The following is a 24,305-nucleotide window of genomic DNA, read 5'->3' as shown; positions in this document are numbered from 1 at the left end:
AGGAGAAGGACAAGGTAGAACCCGCCTGCTTTTTTAAAAGCTTCAAAATAAAGAAGCCGGGTCTCCCAGGCTCCTTTTATGTTTTCATTTAAGATTGTTGTTGTTCTTCTTTTTCTTTCTCTTCACGGAGCACCGCTTTACGGGACAAATTGACTCGTCCTTGTTTATCAATTTCAGTGACCTTGACAAGGATCTCGTCCCCGATTTTCACAACATCTTCAACTTTCCCTACGCGTTCAAGCGCAAGCTCTGAGATGTGCACCAAACCGTCTTTTCCGCTGAAAATTTCAACGAAAGCCCCGAATTTTTCGATTCGTTTCACTTTACCTAGGTAAAGCTGGCCGACTTCAACCTCTCTGACAAGGTCTTCGATGATTTTTTTCGCTTTATGGTTGCTGCTTTCATCTGTTGAAGAAATAAAGATGGTGCCGTCCTGTTCAATATCAATTTTAACACCGGTTTCTTCGATGATTTTATTGATTTGTTTTCCGCTTGGCCCGATGACATCGCGGATCTTATCAGGATTAATGGCCATTGTTAAAATCTTAGGCGCATATTGAGAAAGCTCTTTTCGTGATTCGCTTAATGTCGCAAGCATACTATCAAGGATTTCCATTCTTCCTTTTTTCGCCTGCTGCAGCGCTTCTTCAAGAATCTCTCTGGAAAGGCCTTCGATTTTAATATCCATTTGCAGCGCCGTTACGCCTTTATCAGTCCCGGCTACTTTAAAGTCCATATCTCCAAGCGCGTCTTCCATGCCTTGAATATCAGTCAGAACAGTGTAATGTTCGCCTGATTTAACAAGACCCATCGCAATACCTGCAACCGGGGCTTTGATCGGTACACCGGCATCCATCATTGCAAGTGTGCTTGCGCAAATACTTGCTTGAGACGTAGAACCGTTTGATTCCAGCACTTCTGACACAAGACGGACAGTGTAAGGGAAGTCTTTTTCAGACGGAATAACTGGCTCAAGCGCTCGCTCACCCAGTGCTCCGTGTCCGATTTCACGGCGTCCCGGTCCGCGCATTGGCCCTGTTTCCCCAACGCTGAATTGAGGGAAATTGTAATGATGCATAAACCGTTTCGACTCTTCCACACCTAAGCCGTCAAGGATTTGCACATCACCTAGAGCGCCTAACGTACATACGCTGAGGGCCTGTGTTTGTCCCCTTGTAAACAGCCCTGATCCGTGCGTTCTTGGCAAGAGGCCGACCTCAGAAGAAAGCGGGCGGATTTGATCGACACCGCGGCCGTCCGGTCTTACTTTCTCTTCAGTAATCAAGCGGCGAACTTCATTTTTCACCATCTTGGATAAAATCTGCTTCACTTGTTTGATTGTGTCTTCATCATGCTCTTCATCCTCGAATTTTGCCACAACGGTATTTTTCACTTCATTAATGGCATCTTCGCGGGCATGCTTTTCATGAACCTGGATAGCTTTCAGCAGATCCTCTTCTGCTAAAGCTTTTACTTTTTCACTAAGCTCTTCATCAATTTCATATAGAGCAATTTCTGATTTTTCTTTGCCGACTGCGGCTACAATTTCTTCTTGGAATGCAATCAGGCGTTTAATCTCATCATGGCCGAACATAATGGCTTCAAGCATCGTTTCCTCAGGAACCTCGTCCGCGCCTGCTTCTACCATGTTAATGGCATCTTTCGTACCGGCCACCACAAGATTGATATCGCTTTTTTCAAGCTGATCGACTGTCGGGTTAATGATAAATTTGTCATCAATGCGCCCGACAGTAACCCCTGCAATCGGCCCTTCAAACGGAATATCCGATACAGAAAGAGCAAGAGATGAACCGAACATGGCAGCCATTTCAGAAGAGCAGTCTTGGTCAACACTCATGACAATGCTGATAACTTGAACCTCATTACGGAATCCATCAGCAAACAAAGGACGGATCGGACGGTCGATTAAACGACTGGCAAGAATTGCCTTTTCGCTCGGGCGTCCTTCTCTTTTAATAAATCCGCCCGGAATTTTCCCTACCGCATATAATCTTTCCTCATAGTTTACAGTAAGCGGGAAGAAATCAAGCGGTTTTGGCTCTTTTGAAGCAGTTGCTGTACTAAGCACTGCTGTATCACCGTAACGGATCATCACAGCACCGTTTGCCTGTTTGGCAAGCTGGCCGGTTTCAACGGTAAGTGTTCTGCCGGCCCAATCTACGGTAAAGACATGTTTTTCTTGTCCCATACAATTACGAACTCCTCTCTTCGTTGTGTGAAATAATCAATTACTCCTATTATGAACGAAATGAATTGAACATATCAATGTCAAAGTAGTATGTAAAAGGATTTCAATGATTTGTTATAAGTATTTTCGCTTTAATACGATAAAAAAGCGGGAATCCTCCCGCTTTTTACGATTATCGACGTAAGCCTAGTTTGTTAATTAACTCACGGTAACGAGTTACGTCTTTATTACGCAGATACGTAAGAAGATTACGACGCTTACCTACCATTTTAAGAAGACCGCGACGTGAATGGTGGTCTTTCTTGTGAGTACGTAAATGCTCGTTCAAGTTGTTAATTGAGTCAGTTAGGATAGCGATCTGAACTTCTGGAGATCCAGTATCAGATTCGTGTGTTTTGAACTCACTGATGAGTTGGTTTTTACGCTCTTGAGTAATTGCCATCCTGTTTCACCTCCAAATCATATTTAGCCCCAGTTACCTAGCAACCGTCGGTGACTTCGGATTGCCAAGCAATGGTTTTAAGACTACGAGAACTATCATACTAAAAATCAGGCCTATATGCAAATATTTTAGAATAAAATTTGTGTCCATTGCATGTTATTTCCGCAGATTGCTGAAATAACGGATGGCTTCCTGCTTATCCTTCTCAATTTGCTCTGTTAATTCTTTGATGCCATTGAATTTCCGCTCGCTCCGAATCCGTTTATACCATTCGATTTTTATAGCGGCTCCGTATACCTCCTGATCGAAATCAAACAAATTGACCTCTATTGAAGGCTGCTCCGGACGTTTTTCATAAAACGTCGGCTTATAACCGATATTGCAAACGCCATTGTAGACTTCGCCGTTCACTTCCGCTTTTACGGCATATACACCTGTCGGCGGAACGATATAGCTATTATTTAAACCGACATTTGCTGTCGGAAACCCGATGGTCCGCCCTCTCTTATCACCGTGAATGACAATTCCTTTGATATAATAAGGCTGTCCAAGCAAGACTTTTGCCAATTCAACATCTCCGTTTTGAAGCGCAGTGCGGATATATGTAGAACTGATTTTTTTGTCCTGTTCCGTTAATTTTTCAACCATTGTGCACTCAGCTTTTCCGTCTAAATCAAGCGGCATGGTCTCCATCGTTCCCTTGCCGTATTTGCCGTACGTAAAGTCAAAGCCCGCCACTGCGTGCTGCACATTAAGGCCGATAATATACTGGTCTGCAAACTGCTTAGGAGAAAGGGCAGCAAATGCTTCATTAAATGTAACAATATACAGAATATCTGTGCCTAATTGTCCAATTTGATTAATTTTATCTTCAAGAGGCGTAATCAGATCCTTTGGCTCCCGATTCCTGCCCAATACATGAGAAGGATGAGGATGAAAGGTCATTACAGCTAATGTCAGGCCCTTTTCTTCAGCTATCTGCTTCGCTGTGCCGATTACCTTTTGATGTCCCAGATGAACGCCGTCAAAATACCCTAACGCCATCACAGACTTTGCCTGCTCCTCTTTGATTAAATGATGAGGATGTGTAATATGTATCGTCTTCACAGAACGGTCACCTTTTTTCTATTGTTCGCTTTTTTGCATCAATACTTTTGCCGGCTTTAACAGCCCTATTTTAGCAGGATGGGGGAAATAGATCGCCAAACAGCTTCCGGATTCAGTAAAGACGGCAATGCGGTCTTCACTGGTCATTTCAGAAAACTGCTCGGGCGTCTCAAGCAAAGCCCCATTTTCTACTTTCTTAGCTAATGTATCACTTATGATCCATTTCGGCAAATGATTGAGCGCGCGTTCAATAGGAACTGCATGCTCTTCCACGTTTCCGGACTGAGCCTGTGCTTCCAGTTCATCAAAGGTAAAGCATTCGTCGAGAGAAAAATCTCCGGATGCTTTACGGATTAAATGAGACATGTGAGCCGGATATCCGAGCTTTTCCCCAATCATGACCGCCAGCGTTCTTACATAGGTTCCTTTGGAGCATGTCACTGTAAAACGGAAGCTTGCGGTTTCTCCATTATGTTTAATCTCTGTCGTCAAAGCAATGTCTTCAATGGTAATCATACGTTTCGGACGTTCTACTTCAATTCCTGCCCTAGCATATTCGTATAGCTTTTTGCCGTTTACTTTGACAGCCGAATACATGGGAGGAATTTGTTCTTGTTTACCCTTTAAGCTGTTTAGAACTTTTTCAACATCTGCTTTATCAATGTCTTGATTCACAGGCTTTGTTTCAACCGTTTCTCCTGTTTGGTCCTCTGTTGTCGTAGAAAAGCCAAGTGTGATTTCCGCGTCATATGTTTTAGATTTTTCAGTTAAGTATTCGACGATTTTAGTCGCCCTTCCCACACAAATCGGAAGTACGCCTGAGACTTCTGGATCGAGCGTTCCCGTATGACCTACTTTTTTTGTTTTTAACAGTTTTCGGATTTTCATGACACAGTCGTGCGATGTCATGCCAACCGGTTTATGTAAAAGGAGAACTCCATTAACCATTTGTCTTTCACTCCTTCTTTTGAGTTTTTTCTTTAAACGAAGAAAGAGGACAGACGATATACGCCTATCCTCTCCTTTTTTATTCAGATGGTTTCTCTGAATGCAATTCGTGAATCAGCGTTTCGATTCGATTTCCGTAATCGATTGATTCATCGAACTCAAATTCAATTTCAGGCGTTTTTCGAAGTCTGATGCGGCTGCCGATTTCGGATCGGATAAACCCTTTCGCCTTTGCCAGCCCTTTCAGCGCTTCCTCCCGTTTTTTCTCGTCACCGAGAACCGAGATATACACCTTTGCAATTTGCAAATCACCTGATACACGTACATCGGTTACTGTCAGAAAACCAATTCTCGGATCTTTCAGCTTGCGGCTGATAATGTCACCGAGTTCTTTTTTCATTTGCTCGCCGACACGGTTTGCTCTCATACTCAATTCAATCACCTCTAAGTTAAAACCACTCTGTCCTAGTGATCGTCCGTTCAATTTCAGGAAAAGAATCGATAAACGCTAGGACGCGCTGCAGCTCTTTTTCTGTTTGAACGCGAGAGGAAGAAACAGCGGCGATTCCGAAGCTGGTCCTTTGCCATGTGTCCTGATAGTCAATCTCCGAAATCGAGACATTGAACTTGTTTTGAACCCTGGTTAAAACACGCTTCAGAACGGCACGCTTTTCTTTTAACGATCCTGCATCATAAATGATGCATTCACATTCCGCAAATCCGATCACTTTCTTTCAATTTCTTGCATGACAAACGCTTCAAGGATGTCACCTTCGCGAATGTCATTGTATTTCTTAATTGTAATACCACATTCATAGCCTTGTGAAACTTCTTTCACATCGTCTTTAAAGCGTTTCAGAACATCTACTTCGCCTTCGAAGATGACAACACCATCACGAATTAAACGGAGGCCGCTGTCACGCGTAATGTTTCCTTCAGTAACATATCCGCCGGCAATTGTACCGATCTTAGATACTTTGAATGTTTGGCGTACTTCTACTTGACCAATTACTTTTTCTTCATATTCAGGATCAAGCATACCTTTCATAGCAGCTTCAATCTCGTCGATGACTTTGTAAATGATACGGTGAAGTCGAATATCTACATTTTCAGCTTCAGCCGTACTCTTAGCATTTCCGTCCGGTCTCACATTAAACCCGATAACAATTGCATTGGAAGCAGATGCCAAGATAATGTCAGATTCAGTAATCGCACCAACGCCTGTATGGATGATTTTCACTTTAACGCCTTCCACTTCAATTTTTTGAAGTGCAGCGGTTAAGGCTTCTGCCGATCCTTGAACGTCAGCTTTTACGATGAGGTTGATGTCTTTTACATCACCTTGTTTAATTTGCTCGAATAAGTCATCAAGACTGAGCTTCGCTTTATCGCTGCGCTGCTCTTCAAGCTGTTTCGAAGCACGGGCTTCCCCGACAGAACGTGCTGTTTTTTCATCCTTAAAGACAAGGAATTGGTCTCCCGCTTGAGGGACATCATTCAAGCCGGTAATTTCAACCGGAGTTGACGGGCCGGCCGTTTTCACACGGCGTCCAATATCGTTTACCATTGCACGGACACGGCCAAATGTGTTGCCGACTACGATCGGATCACCGACATGCAGTGTTCCAGTCTGTACGAGCAATGTCGCAACTGACCCTCTGCCTTTATCAAGTTCCGCTTCAATAACCGTTCCTTTTGCCTGGCGTTTCGGATTCGCTTTCAGTTCCTCTACTTCACTGACAAGCAAAATCATTTCAACGAGTTCATCAATGCCTTTTCCGGTTAAAGCGGAAAGCGGAACAAAAATGGTTTCTCCGCCCCAAGCTTCAGGGACAAGTCCGTATTCCGTCAGTTCTTGCATCACACGGTCAGGATTTGCGGCTTCTTTATCAACTTTATTCACAGCAACGATAATTGGAACCTCAGCTGCTTTTGCATGGTTAATCGCTTCTACAGTTTGCGGCATTACACCGTCATCTGCAGCCACAACGAGAATCGTAATATCAGTTACTTCTGCACCACGCGCACGCATTGTCGTAAATGCGGCGTGGCCCGGAGTATCCAAGAACGTAATTTTCTTGCCGTTCTCTTCAATTTGGTAAGCACCGATATGCTGGGTGATTCCGCCTGCTTCTCCTTCAACAACCTTCGTTTTACGGATGCTGTCAAGAAGCGTCGTTTTCCCGTGGTCAACGTGACCCATGATCGTCACGACAGGAGGACGAATTTCAAGATCCGCTTCCTTATCAGGCTCTTCGTATTTTTCCAGCTCTGTTTCTTCGAGTACAATAACTTCTTCTGTTTCAACGCCATATTCTGATGCAATGAGTTCAATTGTATCTTTATCAAGCTCTTGGTTAATGGTTGCCATTACACCGAGAAGCATCAGCTTTTTAATGAGTTCTGATGGCTCTTTGCCAAGCTCTTCAGCCAGTGCGCCGACTGTTAATGTTCCAGAGAATGTAATTTTCTCAGGAAGCTCTTTTTTCGGCTTTACAGGCTTTTGCTGATATTGGTTTTTATTGTTATTGTGGTTGCGTTTATTTTTTTTGTTGTTGTTATTTTTCTTGTTTTTGTTAAATTGATTATTCTGCACGTCATTCTTCTTTCCGTCTCGAATTTTGTTTGGTTGATTTCCAGCTGATTGCTGATCGATCCCTTGCGGCTGTTTGTTTTTGTTCGTTTGTGCTGGCTTTTGAGATGTAGCGGCTGCGCCGCCTTTTTTAAATTTGGCATCAAGCTGTTTAATGGCCTTTTCTTCAAGCATGGCCATATGATTATTCACTTCTAAATTCATGTTTTTCAGTGCGGTCAAAATTTCCTTACTTGAAACATTTAACGCTTTTGCATATTCGTATACTCTCATTTTAGCCATTCGTTCACCCCCAAAAATATTAATCGAGCAAGCTGATCAGCTTATTCGCAAAACCTTGGTCAGTGACGGCGACAACGACACGGGCTTCTTTACCGATAGAGCGTCCAAGAACCGCGCGACTCTCGACTTTTTTATAAGGGACTTTATAATAATTGCACTTGTCGGTTACTTTTTTCGCTGTGTTAGAAGATGCATCCTCTGTAAGCAGGACAAGCTTTGCACGCGCATTCCTGATTTCTTTGATTACCAAGTCCTCGCCTGACACGACCTTACGAGCTCGATTGGCCAGACCCAGCAAGGGAAACCATTCCATTCCAGACATTTTATTTTTTCACCTTTTCCGCCAGCTCCAGCAATTCTTCGAAAATCTGGTCATCGATTTGTGATTGAAATTGATTTTGCAAAGTGTTTCTCTTTTTTGCTGCTAAGATAGACTCTTTATCCAGCGTTACATACGCACCCCGCCCGTTCTTCTTTCCGGTCGGGTCTACGGAGATTTCGCCTTCTTTCGAACGTACAACTCGGATCAGTTCCTTTTTAGGCTTCATTTCACCAGTCACTACACATTTGCGTAACGGGATCTTCTTGTGTTTATTCACCTAAGGTCACCTCTTATTCATCCGATTCAACAGTTTCAGGCTCCGTAAAGAGCGGCTCATCGTCTTCATCTTCAAGTTCTCTCGGATAGATTTCAAGTTCTCTTGCGTCCGTTTCGCTCTTAATATCAATCTTCCAGCCTGTCAGTTTAGCAGCTAAGCGTGCGTTTTGTCCTCTTTTGCCAATCGCTAGAGACAGCTGGTAATCAGGAACAACAACAGTTGTCGCTTTTTCTTCCTCATTAACGATGACATCCAGCACTTTCGAAGGACTGAGTGCATTCGCGACAAATTCTACAGGATCACTAGACCAGTTGACAATGTCAATTTTTTCACCTTTTAATTCATTGACGATCGCCTGAACACGCTGACCTTTAGGGCCTACGCATGAGCCGACAGGATCCACGTCAGGGTCGTCTGTGCGGACCGAAATTTTTGAACGGTCGCCGGCTTCTCTGGCAACAGATTTCAGCTCCACAGTTCCATCATAAATTTCAGGCACTTCGATTTCAAACAAACGCTTTAACAGGCCTGGATGTGTTCTAGATACGTAAATCTGCGGGCCCTTCGTCGTTTTTTCTACTTTTGTGATAAATACTTTAATGCGGTCATGAGGCTTATAGCTTTCATTTGGCATTTGCTCATTAACCGGCAGCAAAGCTTCTATTTTGCCCAAGGACACGTAGATAAACTTATTGTCCAGCCGCTGGACGATACCTGTCATAATATCTTCTTCACGGTCGATAAATTCAGAATAAATCACGCCGCGCTCAGCTTCCCGCACACGCTGTGTGACGACCTGCTTCGCTGTTTGAGCAGCTATGCGCCCGAAATCTTTAGGTGTTACTTCGATTTCAACGACATCGCCGACCATATATTCCGGATGGATGCCCTGCGCCTCTTCAATAGAGATCTCCAGTCTTTGGTCGTATACTTCATCAACGACATCTTTTCTAGCAAAAACACGGATGGAGCCTGTTTCACGGTTTAAATCCACCCGTACATTTTGCGCTTGATTAAAATTCCGCTTATAAGCAGAAATTAACGCAGCTTCGATTGCTTCAATGATAATTTCTTTACTGATGCCTTTTTCTTTTTCAAGAATCGTGAGAGCATCTAATAATTCACTGCTCATTTAACGGTCTCCCCCCTTAAAGCATTTGTATTCATTAGAATGTAACAGCTAGTCTTGCATTAGCTATTTTGTCATACGGAATATTGATCCGTTTCTTTCTTGTTTTGATCGTGATCTCAACTGTCACTGTTTGTCCATCAAATTCAGCCAGTTCACCTTCAAACACTTTTGCGCCCTCAATAGGCTCATACGTCTTAATGTACACATTTTTTCCAAGTGATTTTTCAAAATCGGCTTTTTTCTTTAGCGGACGCTCAGCTCCTGGAGATGAGACTTCAAGAAAGTAATTTTGGCTGATTGGGTCTGCCTCATCAAGCTTTTCGCTTAAAGCTTCGCTTACTTTGGCACATTCCTCAATATCCACACCGTCATCGGAATCAATAAACACGCGAAGGAACCAGCTTTGACCCTCTTTGACAAATTCAATGTCGACGAGTTCCAGCTGAAGGCTGTCTACGATTGGCTGAGCCATCTCTTGAACGGTGTCAGTCACTTTTTTGCTCAATGTTCTTCCTCCTTGTGCTGTCGATCTCATATTCGTCTCGTCACTCTGCATAAAAACCCTGCTTCAAAAGAGCAGGGGGCTAAAAGTAAACGATGAACATGTCGAGACAAAATTCTCCTGTTCAATACAAAAGAGCGGGTTTCCCCACTCTTTGCCTCGGTAATCGTTAGCATTTCCAATAAAACTATACCATAACCATATTTTTATTGCAAATGGATATACGCTTACTTTCACCTAAGCAAATGAAAGAGACTCTGATGTTACAATGTCACTTTTTGCGCTTATGTATACATAGAAGCAGAATTTCCAAAGAAACTCCGCTTCCATGTTAAAACAGTGACAATTGGTTTTGATCAGGCAGTGATTCCAGACAGCCATGGCGATCTAAATACTCTAAAATCGTTTTGGACACTTTCCCTCTTTTTTGCAAATCTTCTTTAGAGAGGAATTCGCCTTCTTCTCGAGCCTTTACAATATTCAGAGCTGCGTTCGTCCCTAGTCCTGGAATGGAGTTAAACGGCGGGATCAGGCTATTGCCGTCTATGATAAACTCAGCAGCGCTGGAGCGATATAAGTCGACTTTTTGGAATGAATAGCCCCTCTCACACATTTCAAGCGCTAGTTCTAACACAGTGAGAAGGTTTTTTTCCTTCGGTGAAGCATCAAGTCCTTTACCGTTAATGTCCTCCATTACGGCTTTGATTGCTGTAGAGCCTTTAATCATCGTATCGATATCAAAGTCGTCTGCACGAACAGTAAAATAAGCCGCATAATACAATAGTGCGTGATGCACTTTAAAGTAAGCGATACGGACCGCCATTAATACATAAGCCGCGGCATGGGCTTTCGGGAACATGTATTTAATCTTTTTACAAGAATCAATATACCAGTCCGGGACATTGTTATTTTTCATTTCTTCTTCCCATTCAGGCGTTAATCCTTTTCCTTTACGCACAAATTCCATGATTTTAAAAGCAAGGGACGGCTCAAGGCCTTGATAGATTAAATAAACCATAATGTCATCACGGCAGCCGATCACTTCACTCAGCTCGCAGATATTATTGTGGATGAGTTCCTGCGCATTGCCGAGCCATACATCAGTTCCGTGAGACAAGCCTGAAATCTGAACGAGCTCGGAAAAAGTTGTCGGCTTTGTATCTTCAAGCATCTGCCGCACAAATCGGGTTCCGAATTCAGGGATTCCAAGAGTACCTGTTTTACAGCCAATCTGTTCTTCTGTAACACCGAGTGATTCGGTTCCCTGGAAGATCTTCATTACTTCAGGATCATCAGTTGGAATGGTTTTCGGATCGATTCCGCTTAAGTCTTGTAGCATCCGAATGACGGTCGGGTCATCGTGTCCGAGAATATCCAGCTTTAACAGGTTGTCATGGATGGAATGGAAATCAAAGTGCGTCGTTTTCCACTCTGAACCTGTGGCATCTGCCGGGAACTGAATTGGTGAAAAATCATAAATATCCATATAATCCGGAACTACGATAATACCCCCAGGGTGCTGTCCAGTCGTCCGTTTGACACCTGTACATCCCTGTACGAGCCGATCTACTTCGGCCCCGCGCATATGAAGATTATGGTCTCCGGCGTAGCCTTTTACATATCCGTAGGCTGTTTTTTCTGCAACGGTTCCTATCGTTCCCGCTCGATATACGTTGTCCTCTCCGAACAATACTTTTGTGTAATTGTGTGCTTGCGGCTGATATTCCCCTGAGAAGTTCAAATCGATATCGGGTACTTTGTCCCCTTTAAATCCTAAGAACGTTTCAAACGGAATATCATGGCCGTCTTTTTTCAGAGGCGTTCCGCAATGAGGACAGAGCTTATCAGGCAGGTCAAAACCCGAACCGACAGACCCGTCATTAAAGAACTCAGAATGCTGGCACTCAGAGCATACATAATGCGGCGGCAGCGGGTTGACCTCAGTGATCTCAGTAAGCGTCGCAACCAATGAGGAGCCTACGGAACCACGGGAACCTACGAGATATCCGTCATCCAATGAACGCTTTACAAGTTTGTGAGAGATCAAATAAATAACAGCGAAGCCGTGGCCAATGATACTCTTTAATTCTTTTTCAATCCGCGCTTCCACAATGTCAGGCAGCTCTTCTCCGTAAATGCTTTTAGCACGCTGATAGCTCATTTCTCTGATCTCTTCATCAGCGCCTTCGATTTTCGGTGTGTACAAATCGTCTTTAATCGGCTTGATGTCATCGATCATAGAAGCAACCTTTTGGGTATTGGCGACAACGATTTCCTTCGCTTTTTCGTCACCTAAGAATGAAAATGCTTCAAGCATTTCGTCTGTCGTTCTGAAATGCACTTTCGGCAGTTCATGCCTGTTCAGCGGATTAGCCCCGCCTTGAGAGGAAATTAAGATCTTCCTGTAGATTTTATCCTCATCATTCAAGTAATGAACATTCCCCGTAGCCACAACCGGTTTATTAAGCTTTTCACCCAGTTTCGTGATATTGGCAATAATTTCTTTCAGCGCTTTTTCATCGCGCACCAGTTCAAGCTCCAGCAAGTGACGGTATACTTCCGGCGGCTGGACCTCAAGATAATCGTAGAATGACGCGATATCTTCCACCTCTTCAGGCGATTTTTGCATCATGCCTTCAAAAACCTCTCCCCTGTCACAGGCTGAACCGATGAGAAGCCCTTCCCTGTATTTCTCAAGCTGAGATCTTGGGATACGAGGCACTCTGTAAAAATAATGAATATGTGAAAGTGACACAAGCTTAAATAAATTTTTAAGCCCCGTGCTATTCACAGCAAGTAATGTTGCGTGATAAGGCCTCGATCTTTGATAAGCGTTGGACTGCCCCATATTTTCATTCAGCTCATCATGGTACTGAATGCCTTTTTCAGCTGCGTCCTTCAGCATTTTCAGGAGCAAATAAGCAGTGGCTTCAGTATCGTAGATCGCACGGTGATGCTGTGTGAGTTCGATATCAAACTTTTTACAAAGTGTGTTCAAACGGTGGTTCTTAAATTCAGGATAGAGAAAACGGCCAAGCTCAAGCGTATCAATGACTGGGTTTTTAGCTTTTTCGACTTCAAGAAGCCTTTTATAAGCTACGTTTAAGAATCCCATATCAAAACTCGCATTATGGGCGACAAGGATATCATCGCCGATCCATTCTCTGAAATCTCTTATGACATCTACGACGTCTGGAGCGTCGCGAAGCATATCATCGGTGATGCCGGTCAGCTCTATGATTGTGGCTGAAAGCGGACGATGCGGGTTCGCAAACGCCTCAAATTTGTCAATAATTTCTCCGTCTTTTACTTTTACTGCAGCCAGCTCAATGATCGTATCGTATACAGCAGATAGGCCAGTCGTCTCGACGTCAAACACAACATATGTTTCTTCCTCAAGCAAACGATGTGCAGCATTATAAGCGATTGGCACGCCATCATCAACGAGGTTCGCTTCCATCCCGTAAATCATTTTAATTCCATGCTTTTTAGCGGCGGAATACGCATCAGGGAAGGATTGAACGACAGCATGGTCCGTCAAAGCGATGGCCTCATGACCCCATTTTTTCGCCTGTTCGACGAGTTTTCCGATACCCGTGACAGCATCCATTTGGCTCATTGGGGAATGCAAGTGCAATTCCACTCTTTTTTCTCCTTCAGGAGCCGAATCTTCACGGGTTTTCGCTTTCATTTCGTTCACGTCATTTGCGATCATAACGAGATCTCTGACAAAAGTGTCATTTTGAATGCTGCCGCGTGCTTTTACCCACATTCCTTTTTTCAGAGACTTCATCAGTGCCGCATCTTCTTTTTCACGTGCAAACATTTTGATTAAAATACTATTTGTGTAGTCTGTAATTTTGAAGATACACAACGTGCGCCCGCTTTTCAGCTCTCGGGTCTCCACATCAAACACGTAACCTTGGATCGTAATTCTCCGTTCTTCGTCCATAATGCTGTCAAGTGTCCGGATTTCTTCGTTATCTTTAATTTGATAACCGATAACAAGAGGCCCGGATGGCATTTGGTCTTCATCACTTTCTTTATCTTTCTTCTCCATTTCAATCAGCGCCTGCATGGCTCGCTCTTGGTCTTCCGCAAGCTTTTGCTCCCGAAACTTTTGAACTTCTTGTTCGGATACAAAGATTTCGGCATCAAGCTGAAGGTCCGGGAAACCAAATTGGCGGTAGCCGTCTTGAATCATGGAACTATATTTGCTCTTAAGAGCTGCTGCTTCCGTGTCCGTTTTTGTTTTGACAATCAGCTTATTGCCCTTCAGTTTCGGTTTTTGCTGGTTTAATAGGCTGATAATCGGCGGTGAAATGCCTTGCAGTTCTTCAATGCAGCGTGACCAGTAGTCTTGTACAATACTTTCACTGATCTCGGCATCTTGCACTTCGATTGAAGATGTCACTTTTGCTATGTGGGCAAACGATTGCGTCAGCCTCGTTGTTAATGTGTCATATATTTGAAAAGGCAGCAAAGATTTAAATTGAAAATGAAAATGCCAAGACTTTGAAGCTTTGTGTATCGCCAGCTTTTTAATCTCGCCATCTTCAAAATATGTCATGAAGGTATCATCTGTCATATTAATCTGCTGCAGAAGAATTTGAAACTGCCTTCTGTTGACTGATAACTGTTCCATTCAGACAGTATCCCTCCCTAAAAACATCATAAGTGAAGGTACCTCAGGCAATGAGGTACCTTCTATTATTTCTATTTTAACATGTTTTTTGATAAATCGTTATGGTGATTACTGCTTGCTGATAAATGCAGATAATTCGTCTACTGAAATCTCAGTTGACTCACCTGTTTTGCGGATTTTCACTTCGACAATTCCTTCGTCCGCACGTTTTCCGACTGTGATGCGGATTGGAAGGCCGATAAGATCTGAATCAGCGAATTTTACACCGGCGCGCTCAGCACGATCGTCAAAGAGCACTCCATAGCCTTCCGCTTTTAAATCGGCATACAGCTTTTCAGAAAGCTCTCTTTGCCCATCGTTTTTCATGTTCAATGCAAGAATATGAAGATCATACGGCGCAACGCTTTTTGGCCATATTAATCCTTTTTCATCGTGATGCTGTTCAGCTATAGCAGAAAGCGTTCTTGACACACCGATACCGTAACAGCCCATCAACATTGGCTGCGCGCGGCCGTTTTCATCTAGGTATGTCGCATTCATCGCTTCTGAATAGCGTGTTCCAAGCTTAAAGACTTGTCCGACTTCAATTCCTTCTGCAAAACGGATTGTGCCTTTACCATCTGGTGAAGGGTCTCCCTCTTGAATAAAACGAAGATCAGCAAACTCTTTAATGTTCGCGTCACGGTTTACATTGACATTTTTATAATGATGATCTCCTTCATTTGCACCGGCAACAGCATTGACCATAGATTTGACCGCAAGATCAGCATATACTTCAATATCTTGTTTGACACCTACAGGGCCGACAAAGCCCGGTTCTGTTCCAAGCTGCTGAATAACCTCTTCATGTGAGGCAAGCTCCACAACTTCCGCTTGAAGCAAGTTTTTCACTTTAATATCGTTAACTTCATGGTCGCCCCGTACAAGCACTATGATGAAATGATCGTCTGCTTTAAATAGGACTGACTTCATGCAGGCTTCAGCGGAAACCTGTAAAAACGCAGTCAGTTCTTCAATTGTTTTCACGTTAGGCGTGTGGACTTTCTCTAAAGCTTTAGGCTCTTCCTCAGAAGGGACTTCTTGATAAAGAACTTCAGCCATTTCGATATTAGCCGCATACTGTGATTCATCGGAATACGCAATTGTATCCTCTCCGATGGCAGAAAGCGCCATAAACTCGTGCGTATCCTTTCCTCCCATTGCGCCTGAATCTGCGATAACAGGCCTAACATTAATCCCGCAGCGGGCGAAAATATTAGAATAGGCCTCGTACATTTTTTGATACGTTTCATCCAGGCTATCTTCAGATGCATGGAAAGAATACGCATCCTTCATAATAAATTCGCGGCCTCTTAACAGGCCGAAGCGAGGACGTTTTTCATCTCTGAACTTAGATTGAATTTGATAAAGAGTCAGAGGGAGACGCTTATAAGATTTAACCTCATCGCGTACAAGTGAAGTGATAACTTCTTCATGCGTTGCCCCTAAAGCAAATTCACGGCCATGACGGTCTTGTAGCCTCATCAGCTCAGGACCATACGTATACCATCTGCCTGATTCCTGCCATGTTTCAGCCTGCTGCAATGCGGGCATAAGCATTTCCACGGCATCAATTTTCTCCATTTCTTCACGAACAATCTGCTGAATGTTTTGAATCACTTTATATGCCAGAGGCATATAGCTGTATACCCCGCTCGTATTCTGTCTGATAAATCCTGCTCTCAGAAGAAGCTGATGACTTTTTGCTTCGGCATCAGCTGGAACTTCACGGAGCGTAGGAATAAGCGTCAAACTTTGTCTCATTTCTTCGCACCTCTGATTGATTTACTTTTCGTTTACAAGAACAGCCGCTGGATATCATTCCATGTGACAACCAGCATAAGAAGCATTAGGAAAGCCACCCCGATAAACACAACAAAAGCTTCTTTTTCCCTGTTAATCGGTTTGCCCCGAATCGCTTCAATAAAGAGAAATAACAGTCTTCCACCGTCAAGTGCCGGAATCGGAAGCAGGTTGACAATCCCAAGGTTAATGCTTAAAAACGCAGCAAACTGGAATAAGTTCACTAACCCTGTTTTCGCCACCTGGTCTGTCATGTCATATATGCCGACAGGACCTGACAGCATGTCAAGTTTGAATTGGCCAGTTACTAATTTGCTTAAGTTGGTTAAAATGGCTTTAGTGACATCAACTGTTGATGTCGCGCCGTAAGCAACCGCTGAGAGAACGCCTTTTTCAGTCGGCGCATAGGAGCCGAAACGTCCGATAGTTTTTTTGTTCTCATCTTTCACTGCTTCCGGAGTCACTGAAATATGAAGCGTTTTGTTATCTCTTTTTACGGCAACATCCATTTCTTTTTCCGGATTTTCCTTTACAGCGGATACAATGTCCGTCCAAGACCTCATTTTCTCACCGTTAATGCTTTGAATATAATCTCCTTCTTTTAGCCCTGCCTCGGCTGCCCGTCCATTGTCAGTCAGCTGTCCCAGCATAGGATCATTTGAAGGTACGCCTTGAATGAGCCCAAGCATCACTAATATGACGTAAGCTAAAATAAAGTTCATAATCGGCCCTGCAGCAATTGCTTTGATTCGCTGCCACACAGGTTTGGAACCAAATTGGCGATTATACGGCGCAATTTGCACTTCTTCTCCGTCTACAATGAAGAAGGATGTTTCGCTGACAGTGAAGCTGGAAAGTTCATCCTCTTTCCCCTGTTCATAGCCAGTAATCTTCATGTCATGCTCTAAATCAGCAGTTTCTACTTCAATGACTAGAGCATCCGGGTACTTTTCCTTTTGATTGATAATGACTTTCTCAACTTGATCGTCTTTATTAAACAAAAGCCCTACCGTGTAACCGGGTTTTACCTCAATCATTTCCGGATCTTCTCCGGCCATACGGACAAATCCGCCGACCGGTAGCAGCCTAATCGTATAAACTGTTTCATTTTTTTTGAAAGAAAAAATCTTTGGACCGAATCCGATCGCAAATTCACGGCAGAGAATTCCCGCTCTTTGGGCTAGCAATAAATGGCCCAGTTCATGGAAGAAAACGAGCGCTCCGAAAATAATGATAAACGCTATAACTGTATTCACGAACATACCACCTTATGTGAGTATTGAGTTGACGTATCCCCGGGTATCTTTGTCCACTTCTTGAATGTCCGCCAGGCTCGGTTTATTCATTACCTGATGGCGGGATAGTGCCTTTTCGATACAGTCTTCAATAGCCAAAAACGGTATCTTGCCTGCTAAAAAGGCAGCGACAGCTACTTCATTCGCCGCATTTAGCACTGTCGGCATTGTTCCTCCTATTTTACCTGATTCAAAAGCAAATTGTAAGCAGCGGAACCTGTCAAAATCAGCTTTCTCAAAATGAAGGCTGCCGATTTCCCATAATTCAAGACTTTTCGCATTCGGTAATGGCGACCGATCCGGATAGGTGAGGGCATATTGAATTGGAACCCTCATATCGGGAGTTCCAAGCTGTGCGATCACACTTTTGTCATGAAACTCAACCATTGAATGGATGATGCTCTCCTTATGTAAAATGACATCAATTTGTTCATATGGTATATCGAAAAGCCAATGTGCCTCGATCACCTCTAATCCCTTATTCATCATTGTAGCCGAATCGATCGTAATTTTTGCACCCATTGACCAATTCGGGTGTTTTAATGCGTCCTCAACTGTTACTGATTCGAGCTCCTCCCGCGTCTTGTCCCGAAAGCTTCCGCCGGAGGCCGTAATGATGAGGCGTTCAATATTTTTTGCCTGTTCGCCTTGGAGTGCTTGAAAAATCGCCGAGTGCTCACTGTCGACAGGCAGCAGCGGAACATCATATTTCTTCGCATGTTCTTTAACTATATGCCCTGCAGTGACGAGAGTTTCCTTATTTGCAAGCGCAATTGTTTTTTTCTGTTCAATTGCCTTTAACGTCGGGACAAGGCCGACGCTTCCGAGCAAAGCGTTGACAACAATGTCAACCTCTTCGAACACCGCTGCTTCTATCAGTCCTTCTTCTCCCAGCCCAATTTGGCATTCAAAAGAAAAAGATACTTGTTTTAATTGATGATATGTATCCAGATCACCGACAGAGACAAATTTCGGCTGAAAGGTCTCTATCATCGGAACAGCCTTCTCAATATTTTTGCCAAACGACATAGATACCAGCTGAAATTGATCTTGATGCGTACGCAATACATCGAGCGTCTGTTCGCCGATTGACCCTGTTGCTCCTAAAAGACAAATATTTTTCAAAGTGCCACTACTCCTATTCTTTTTGCTGCATGATCATTCTTATATTCATATTAGACTTTTTTATGAAAAAAGGGCAAGCAGAAAGTACAAGAAAGGCATGACAAACAAGAAACTGTCAAAACGGTCCAAGATACCGCCATGCCCTGGAAGAATACTCCCGGAATCCTTAACATCGTAATGTCTTTTCAAGGCGGATTCCACTAAATCTCCAAGCTGTCCGAAAATAGATAAAAACAGCGTAATCAACAACAGATAGATATACGGGATCGGAAGGTGTACAACAAGTTGAAAAATCGTCGCAAGTACAAGCGAGATGACAATTCCGCCTGCGAATCCTTCCACTGTTTTATTCGGACTGATTTCAGGCCACAGTTTTCGCTTACCAAGCGCTTTTCCGACAAAATATGCACCGGAATCAGTAGACCAAATCACAATACAAGCGTAGAAAATGTATATTAACCCATATTGGTCAAGATTTCTGATTTCTATAAAATAATGAAAACACATTCCGATATAAATTGCTGCAAGCGTAATAAACCCGACTTCATCAAACGTAAAGGTGTTTTTCACCAACACTGTGTAAGTCAGCAAAAGCAGTACCGCGAACAAAGCGATTTCCATTTTTGAAATACCGTGCGCCTCTAAAAACGAGTACTGGCTTGGCAATAAGAACATCCATAATAAGAAAAGACCGATCAAACCCGGCAGTGAAACCATCCTCAGCTTTTTCATCCGTAAAAGTTCAAAAAGCGCTACACTGCCCATTACATAAACTAATATGGTGAACGGCAATTTCCCGACAATAACCAAAAATAAAAATACAATTGCTGCCAGAACACCTGTCAAAATTCTTTGTTTCATGTCCACCATCCTCTAAATTCCGCCAAACCTCCGGCCCCTCTGCTGATACTCTCCTAACGCCTTTAAGAAGTGATCTTCCTTAAAGTCAGGCCACAGGACGTCAGTAAACACAAATTCGCTGTAGGCAACCTGCCATAGCATAAAATTGCTCAGTCTAATCTCGCCGCTCGTCCGAATTAAAAGTTCAGGATCCTGCAAAGATTCAGTCATTAAGTAATTAGCAAAAAGTGATTCATCAATATCTTCAATGTGCAAAGACCCGTCCTTCACTTTTTCCGCAAGCGATTTTGCAGCAGTGACAATTTCGGTACGACCACCATAATTGAGAGCAAAATTAAGGATCATCCCATCATTTTGCGCCGTATCCTGTACAGCCTTTTCAATCGCACGTAATGTGTGCGCCGGCAAAGCCGTTTCATCCCCTATAATCCGGACCTGTACATTTTCCTCAACTAGCTCTGGGAGATACGTATTTAAAAATTCTTCAGGAAGCTTCATTAAAAAATCGACTTCCATTTTCGGCCTCTTCCAGTTTTCCGTTGAAAATGCATACAAAGTCAGTACTTTGACACCCAGTTCGTTCGCAAGCTTCGTTGTCCTTTTTACCACCTTCATCCCTTCATGGTGACCTGCAATTCGGGGAAGAGAGCGTTTTTTAGCCCAACGGCCATTTCCATCCATGATAATGGCAATGTGTTCGGGAATTTCTCCCTTAAGTATGTCTTCTTTTGTATAACGTTCTAAGTTGGAAGCCGCAGTTTGCTGATTCTTCCAATTTTTGAGTATGTTGAGCATGAGATTCCTCCGTCACCCAAAAAGGTTGCATTCCCTGCTGATAACCGATGTAATCAACAGTATTAACAAAAAAACCCCCTGTAAACATGAGAGGGTCTTTTCACTATTATCTATTGTACATAGTTTTTCATTAAACTTCCATGATTTCTTTTTCTTTGTCTTTTGTGACACTGTCAATTTTTGACACATATTCATCTGTCAGTTTTTGAACGTCTTCAGTGGAAGCACGCAGTTCATCCTCAGTAATGTCTCCGTTTTTCTCAAGTTTTTTGAGATCATCGTTAGCATCACGGCGAACGTTACGGACAGCTACTTTCGCCTCTTCAGCATATTTTTTTACAACTTTCACTAAATCCTTACGTCTTTCTTCTGTTAATGCAGGAATCGCAATTCGAATCATATTTCCGTCACTTGTCGGCGTTACGCCTAAGTCAGCTTTTAAAATCGCTTTTTCAATATCACCGATAGCTGTTTTGTCATAAGGCGTTACCACAAGCATACGAGCTTCAGGCACGTTAATAGAAGACAGCTGATTTAAAGGTGTCTGTGCTCCGTAATATTCTACCGTTACTTTATCTAGCAAAGATGGATTGGCACGGCCTGCACGTACAGTAGCCAATTCGCGCTGATAAGCAGCAATTGCTTTTTCCATTTTTTCTTTTGTTTGAGTTAAGACTTCTTTTGACACGTTATTTCCCCCTCACGATCGTTCCGATTGATTCACCGATAACGGCACGTTTGATATTTCCTTCTTCCATAATAGAAAAGACGATAAGCGGAATGTCATTATCCATGCATAAAGATGATGCTGTAGAATCCATGACTTCCAGGCCGTCTTTTAGAACGTCAAGATAAGAAAGTGATTCATATTTAACAGCTGTTTCATCTTTTCTAGGATCCGCATTATACACACCGTCAACATTATTTTTTGCCATTAAAATAACGTCTGCTTCAATTTCAGCAGCCCGCAGTGCAGCTGTCGTATCAGTTGAGAAATATGGGTTTCCTGTGCCCGCAGCGAAAATAACGACACGTTTTTTCTCTAAGTGGCGTATTGCTTTTCTTCTTATGTACGGTTCAGCAACTTGTCTCATTTCAATGGATGTTTGCACTCTGGACTGGATTCCGAGTGTTTCCAAGCTGTCTTGAAGAGCAAGCGAGTTCATAACTGTCGCCAGCATTCCCATATAATCAGCAGTTGCACGGTCCATACCCAGGTCACTTCCTGTTTTTCCGCGCCATAAGTTGCCGCCGCCTACTACAACAGCCACTTCGACTTCAAGCTCAGCGATTTCTTTCACTTGCTTTGCAATGGATTGAATGACAGTTGGGTTAATTCCGTTACCCTGTTCTCCTGCCAATGCTTCTCCGCTAAGCTTTAATACGATACGTTTGTATTTTGGTTTTTCCATGATAACCTCCAAGTGTAAACATTGCCGTTTTCTATTATGCAAGAGAAAAAAAGGTTTGTAAATATAGTTTTAAAAATAGGGAACACAATTGTGTCCCCTATACTGCCTGAAAAGACGCGACTTGGCCGCGAAATCTTTTCGCCATTATTTTTTCACTTGGTTCATTACTTCTTCAGCAAAGTTTTCTTGACGTTTTTCGATGCCTTCTCCAACTTCATAGCGGACATAAGTTTGAACAGTTGCATTTTTCGCTGCGACAACTTGTTTCACTTTTTCATCTGGGTTTTTAACGAATGCTTGATCTAAAAGACAAATTTCTTCGAAGAATTTGTTCAGACGGCCTTCAACCATTTTCGCTACGATGTTTTCAGGTTTGCCTTCTTGAAGGGCTTGCTGAGTTAAGATTTGGCGCTCATGATTTCTTTCTTCTTCAGATACTTGATCACGAGAAATGTAACGAGGGTTAACCGCAGCAACGTGCATAGCGATATCTTTCGCAATTTCTTCGTCAGTTGTACCGTTCAGAACAGTTAATACACCGATGCGGCCGCCCATGTGAAGGTAAGCACCGAATGCAGAGCTGTCGTCTTTTGTAAGAACTGTAAAGCGGCGAAGAGTGATTTTCTCACCGATTTTAGCAACTGCGCTTGTGATGTACTCTTCAACAGTAGCACCATTTTCCATTTTTTGGCCCATTGCTTCTTCAACATCTGCTGGAGCATTTGTAAGAAGGTGGTCAGCTAACGTGTTAAGAAGCTCTTTGAAGCCTTCGTTTTTCGCAACGAAGTCAGTTTCAGAGTTTACTTCTAGGATAACACCTTTGTTGCCGTCAGTTTTAATAATAGTAGAACCTTCCGCTGCGATACGGTCAGCTTTTTTCGCCGCTTTCGCAATTCCTTTTTCTCTTAAAAGGTCAATTGCTTTGTCCATATTTCCGTCAGTTTCAGTTAACGCTTTTTTACAATCCATCATGCCCGCGCCAGTTTTTTCGCGCAGTTCTTTTACTTGCTGTGCAGTAATTGCCATTTGTATTCCTCCTTATATGTTTAAACAAGAGTATGTATATTACACATTTTTCTTGAAAAAAGGTGATAAAAGGCAGTCCCTCTTATCACCTTTTAAATAGGTTACGCAGTTGTTGTTTCTGTTTCTGGTGCAGTTTCTTCAGCAACTTCCGCTTCTTCTTCGCCTTGCTTCGCTTCTAAGATTGCATCTGCCATTTTAGAAGTTAGAAGTTTAACAGCGCGGATAGCGTCATCGTTCGCTGGGATTACAACATCAATCTCATCAGGATCACAGTTAGTATCAACGATACCAATGATAGGGATGTTTAATTTGCGAGCTTCCGCAACAGCGATGCGCTCTTTGCGAGGATCGATGATGAATAATGCATCAGGAAGATCCTTCATATCTTTAATTCCGCCTAGGAATTTTTCAAGACGCTCTAATTCTTTTTTCAATTGAACGACTTCTTTTTTAGGAAGCACTTCAAACGTACCGTTTTCTTGCATTTTTTCAATGTCTTTAAGACGTTTAATACGTTTTTGGATTGTTTCAAAGTTTGTTAATGTACCGCCCAACCAGCGTTGGTTGACATAGTACATGCCAGAGCGCTGAGCTTCTTCTTTAACAGAATCTTGAGCTTGTTTTTTTGTTCCGACGAAAAGGATTTTTCCGCCTTCAGCAGCAAGATTTTTAGTGAAGTTGTAAGCTTCCTCTACTTTTTTGACTGTTTTTTGAAGGTCAATGATATAGATTCCGTTACGCTCCGTGAAAATGTAACGCTTCATTTTTGGGTTCCAACGGCGTGTTTGGTGACCGAAGTGAACACCAGCTTCAAGCAATTGCTTCATAGAAATGACTGACATGTTATTTCCTCCTAATATAATGGTTTTTTTCCTCCGCTTAGGTCATTTTTGTGCAGAACTGCCGCCTGCAGCACCCTCTGCATAAATCGTTAAGCGTGTGTATTTAACACCAAGACATAATATAACACAGCTTTATCCGACAATCAAGAATCCTTTACACCTTTGGAGCGAAATTTTAAAAATAGCTCAATTTCTGTCTTTCCGCTCTTCAGTTTCTGAGCGATTTGACTGGCTGAATACCCCTGCTCATATAAATCTATGACCTGGTCTTCAAAAGTTTGGACATCGCTGTTTACGCTCTCTTCCTGACGCTCAACTTCAGTAATCAGACCTTCAATATGTTCAGGAAGATTCTCTTCTTCTTGAACTGTACTCCGCTCTGAATATGTTTTAGCGTTCTGAAGGTGTGGCGTTTGGGCTTCTTCATCGGCTTGGCTTGGAAGTGAATCGGTATTTTCTATCAGTTTCTCATTTTCTTCTTTTAATTCAAGAAGAAATGCTGCCAAGGTGTTTTCTGTCTCTTCAAGTATCTTCTTTTGCTGTTTTTCTGTTTCTTTCACAGCCGCGAGCCTTGTATATAGGATCATGACAGCGTACAGAAGAACGCCGTGGAGCGCAAAGCTTAAAAGCCATAATAGTGTTGACATG

Annotated in this window: 22 protein-coding genes; all 22 read right to left on the bottom strand. The window is 42.9% G+C overall.

Annotated elements, in window-relative coordinates; all coding sequences use genetic code 11:
- Positions 1-88: 88 nt before the first annotated feature.
- On the bottom strand, positions 89-2,209 hold the full coding sequence (gene pnp / locus M1D98_RS08810; protein ID WP_456280181.1) for a polyribonucleotide nucleotidyltransferase: 2,121 nt from the start codon (positions 2,207-2,209) through the stop codon (positions 89-91).
- 172 nt (positions 2,210-2,381) lie between these two features.
- Complete coding sequence (gene rpsO / locus M1D98_RS08805) at positions 2,382-2,651, bottom strand: 30S ribosomal protein S15 (RefSeq protein WP_003154182.1); 270 nt, start codon at positions 2,649-2,651, stop codon at positions 2,382-2,384.
- A gap of 156 nt (positions 2,652-2,807) precedes the next feature.
- The gene (ribF, locus tag M1D98_RS08800) at positions 2,808-3,758 is read right to left on the bottom strand and encodes a bifunctional riboflavin kinase/FAD synthetase (RefSeq protein ID WP_326220607.1); all 951 of its coding nucleotides are present in this window, start codon (positions 3,756-3,758) and stop codon (positions 2,808-2,810) included.
- Between the two features lie 18 nt (positions 3,759-3,776).
- Positions 3,777-4,706 (bottom strand): tRNA pseudouridine(55) synthase TruB, encoded by a 930-nt coding sequence (gene truB / locus M1D98_RS08795; protein WP_121642580.1) that lies wholly within the window; start codon positions 4,704-4,706, stop codon positions 3,777-3,779.
- Between the two features lie 79 nt (positions 4,707-4,785).
- Positions 4,786-5,139, bottom strand: coding sequence for a 30S ribosome-binding factor RbfA (rbfA, locus tag M1D98_RS08790; protein WP_009967251.1), 354 nt, complete (start codon positions 5,137-5,139; stop codon positions 4,786-4,788).
- Positions 5,140-5,155: 16 nt separating this feature from the next.
- Entirely contained in the window at positions 5,156-5,434 is a 279-nt protein-coding gene (locus M1D98_RS08785; protein WP_010328005.1) for a DUF503 domain-containing protein, read from the bottom strand.
- The gene (gene infB, locus M1D98_RS08780; protein ID WP_456280180.1) at positions 5,431-7,581 is read right to left on the bottom strand and encodes a translation initiation factor IF-2; all 2,151 of its coding nucleotides are present in this window, start codon (positions 7,579-7,581) and stop codon (positions 5,431-5,433) included. Before infB ends, M1D98_RS08785 begins: the two co-directional genes overlap by 4 nt.
- A 19-nt stretch (positions 7,582-7,600) precedes the next feature.
- On the bottom strand, positions 7,601-7,903 hold the full coding sequence (locus M1D98_RS08775) for a YlxQ family RNA-binding protein (RefSeq protein ID WP_003220946.1): 303 nt from the start codon (positions 7,901-7,903) through the stop codon (positions 7,601-7,603).
- 1 nt (position 7,904) lies between these two features.
- Positions 7,905-8,180: a glucose-induced regulator RulR gene (gene rulR, locus M1D98_RS08770; protein ID WP_010328007.1), complete on the bottom strand. Its 276-nt coding sequence runs from the start codon at positions 8,178-8,180 to the stop codon at positions 7,905-7,907.
- 13 nt (positions 8,181-8,193) lie between these two features.
- Positions 8,194-9,312: a transcription termination factor NusA gene (gene nusA, locus M1D98_RS08765; RefSeq protein WP_010328008.1), complete on the bottom strand. Its 1,119-nt coding sequence runs from the start codon at positions 9,310-9,312 to the stop codon at positions 8,194-8,196.
- Positions 9,313-9,346: 34 nt separating this feature from the next.
- On the bottom strand, positions 9,347-9,817 hold the full coding sequence (gene rimP, locus M1D98_RS08760; protein WP_010328009.1) for a ribosome maturation factor RimP: 471 nt from the start codon (positions 9,815-9,817) through the stop codon (positions 9,347-9,349).
- A gap of 328 nt (positions 9,818-10,145) precedes the next feature.
- The gene (locus M1D98_RS08755; RefSeq protein WP_435576674.1) at positions 10,146-14,459 is read right to left on the bottom strand and encodes a PolC-type DNA polymerase III; all 4,314 of its coding nucleotides are present in this window, start codon (positions 14,457-14,459) and stop codon (positions 10,146-10,148) included.
- Positions 14,460-14,567: 108 nt separating this feature from the next.
- Positions 14,568-16,262, bottom strand: coding sequence for a proline--tRNA ligase (gene proS / locus M1D98_RS08750; RefSeq protein WP_435576675.1), 1,695 nt, complete (start codon positions 16,260-16,262; stop codon positions 14,568-14,570).
- 32 nt (positions 16,263-16,294) lie between these two features.
- Positions 16,295-17,563 (bottom strand): RIP metalloprotease RseP, encoded by a 1,269-nt coding sequence (rseP, locus tag M1D98_RS08745; RefSeq protein WP_082246277.1) that lies wholly within the window; start codon positions 17,561-17,563, stop codon positions 16,295-16,297.
- 6 nt (positions 17,564-17,569) lie between these two features.
- Positions 17,570-18,721, bottom strand: coding sequence for a 1-deoxy-D-xylulose-5-phosphate reductoisomerase (gene dxr / locus M1D98_RS08740; RefSeq protein WP_435576676.1), 1,152 nt, complete (start codon positions 18,719-18,721; stop codon positions 17,570-17,572).
- A 60-nt stretch (positions 18,722-18,781) separates the two neighbouring features.
- The gene (gene cdsA, locus M1D98_RS08735; RefSeq protein WP_082246278.1) at positions 18,782-19,591 is read right to left on the bottom strand and encodes a phosphatidate cytidylyltransferase; all 810 of its coding nucleotides are present in this window, start codon (positions 19,589-19,591) and stop codon (positions 18,782-18,784) included.
- A gap of 3 nt (positions 19,592-19,594) precedes the next feature.
- Positions 19,595-20,377 (bottom strand): isoprenyl transferase, encoded by a 783-nt coding sequence (locus tag M1D98_RS08730; RefSeq protein WP_010328015.1) that lies wholly within the window; start codon positions 20,375-20,377, stop codon positions 19,595-19,597.
- Between the two features lie 130 nt (positions 20,378-20,507).
- On the bottom strand, positions 20,508-21,065 hold the full coding sequence (gene frr / locus M1D98_RS08725; protein WP_435576677.1) for a ribosome recycling factor: 558 nt from the start codon (positions 21,063-21,065) through the stop codon (positions 20,508-20,510).
- A 1-nt stretch (position 21,066) separates the two neighbouring features.
- A complete protein-coding gene (pyrH, locus tag M1D98_RS08720; RefSeq protein WP_039073977.1) occupies positions 21,067-21,789 on the bottom strand; it encodes a UMP kinase in 723 nt (240 codons plus the stop codon).
- 144 nt (positions 21,790-21,933) lie between these two features.
- A complete protein-coding gene (gene tsf, locus M1D98_RS08715; protein ID WP_010331076.1) occupies positions 21,934-22,815 on the bottom strand; it encodes a translation elongation factor Ts in 882 nt (293 codons plus the stop codon).
- 101 nt (positions 22,816-22,916) lie between these two features.
- A complete protein-coding gene (gene rpsB, locus M1D98_RS08710) occupies positions 22,917-23,657 on the bottom strand; it encodes a 30S ribosomal protein S2 (protein ID WP_039073975.1) in 741 nt (246 codons plus the stop codon).
- Positions 23,658-23,800: 143 nt separating this feature from the next.
- On the bottom strand, positions 23,801-24,304 hold the full coding sequence (locus M1D98_RS08705; RefSeq protein ID WP_121642575.1) for a Swarming motility protein SwrB: 504 nt from the start codon (positions 24,302-24,304) through the stop codon (positions 23,801-23,803).
- Position 24,305: the final 1 nt, after the last annotated feature.

The organism is Bacillus sp. K7 (genome assembly GCF_053903245.1).
Note: the sequence above shows the minus strand (reverse complement) of the source record. Positions and strands in the feature narration are given on the sequence as shown.

Coding starts and splice junctions, on each gene's coding strand:
- pnp (WP_456280181.1), bottom strand. CDS start 2,209: ATGGGACAAGAAAAACATGTCTTTACCGTAGATTGGGCCGGCAGAACA.
- rpsO (WP_003154182.1), bottom strand. CDS start 2,651: ATGGCAATTACTCAAGAGCGTAAAAACCAACTCATCAGTGAGTTCAAA.
- truB (WP_121642580.1), bottom strand. CDS start 4,706: ATGGTTAATGGAGTTCTCCTTTTACATAAACCGGTTGGCATGACATCG.
- infB (WP_456280180.1), bottom strand. CDS start 7,581: ATGGCTAAAATGAGAGTATACGAATATGCAAAAGCGTTAAATGTTTCA.
- M1D98_RS08775 (WP_003220946.1), bottom strand. CDS start 7,903: ATGTCTGGAATGGAATGGTTTCCCTTGCTGGGTCTGGCCAATCGAGCT.
- nusA (WP_010328008.1), bottom strand. CDS start 9,312: ATGAGCAGTGAATTATTAGATGCTCTCACGATTCTTGAAAAAGAAAAA.
- M1D98_RS08755 (WP_435576674.1), bottom strand. CDS start 14,459: ATGGAACAGTTATCAGTCAACAGAAGGCAGTTTCAAATTCTTCTGCAG.
- proS (WP_435576675.1), bottom strand. CDS start 16,262: ATGAGACAAAGTTTGACGCTTATTCCTACGCTCCGTGAAGTTCCAGCT.
- rseP (WP_082246277.1), bottom strand. CDS start 17,563: ATGTTCGTGAATACAGTTATAGCGTTTATCATTATTTTCGGAGCGCTC.
- cdsA (WP_082246278.1), bottom strand. CDS start 19,591: ATGGTGGACATGAAACAAAGAATTTTGACAGGTGTTCTGGCAGCAATT.
- M1D98_RS08730 (WP_010328015.1), bottom strand. CDS start 20,377: ATGCTCAACATACTCAAAAATTGGAAGAATCAGCAAACTGCGGCTTCC.
- pyrH (WP_039073977.1), bottom strand. CDS start 21,789: ATGGAAAAACCAAAATACAAACGTATCGTATTAAAGCTTAGCGGAGAA.
- tsf (WP_010331076.1), bottom strand. CDS start 22,815: ATGGCAATTACTGCACAGCAAGTAAAAGAACTGCGCGAAAAAACTGGC.
- rpsB (WP_039073975.1), bottom strand. CDS start 23,657: ATGTCAGTCATTTCTATGAAGCAATTGCTTGAAGCTGGTGTTCACTTC.
- M1D98_RS08705 (WP_121642575.1), bottom strand. CDS start 24,304: ATGTCAACACTATTATGGCTTTTAAGCTTTGCGCTCCACGGCGTTCTT.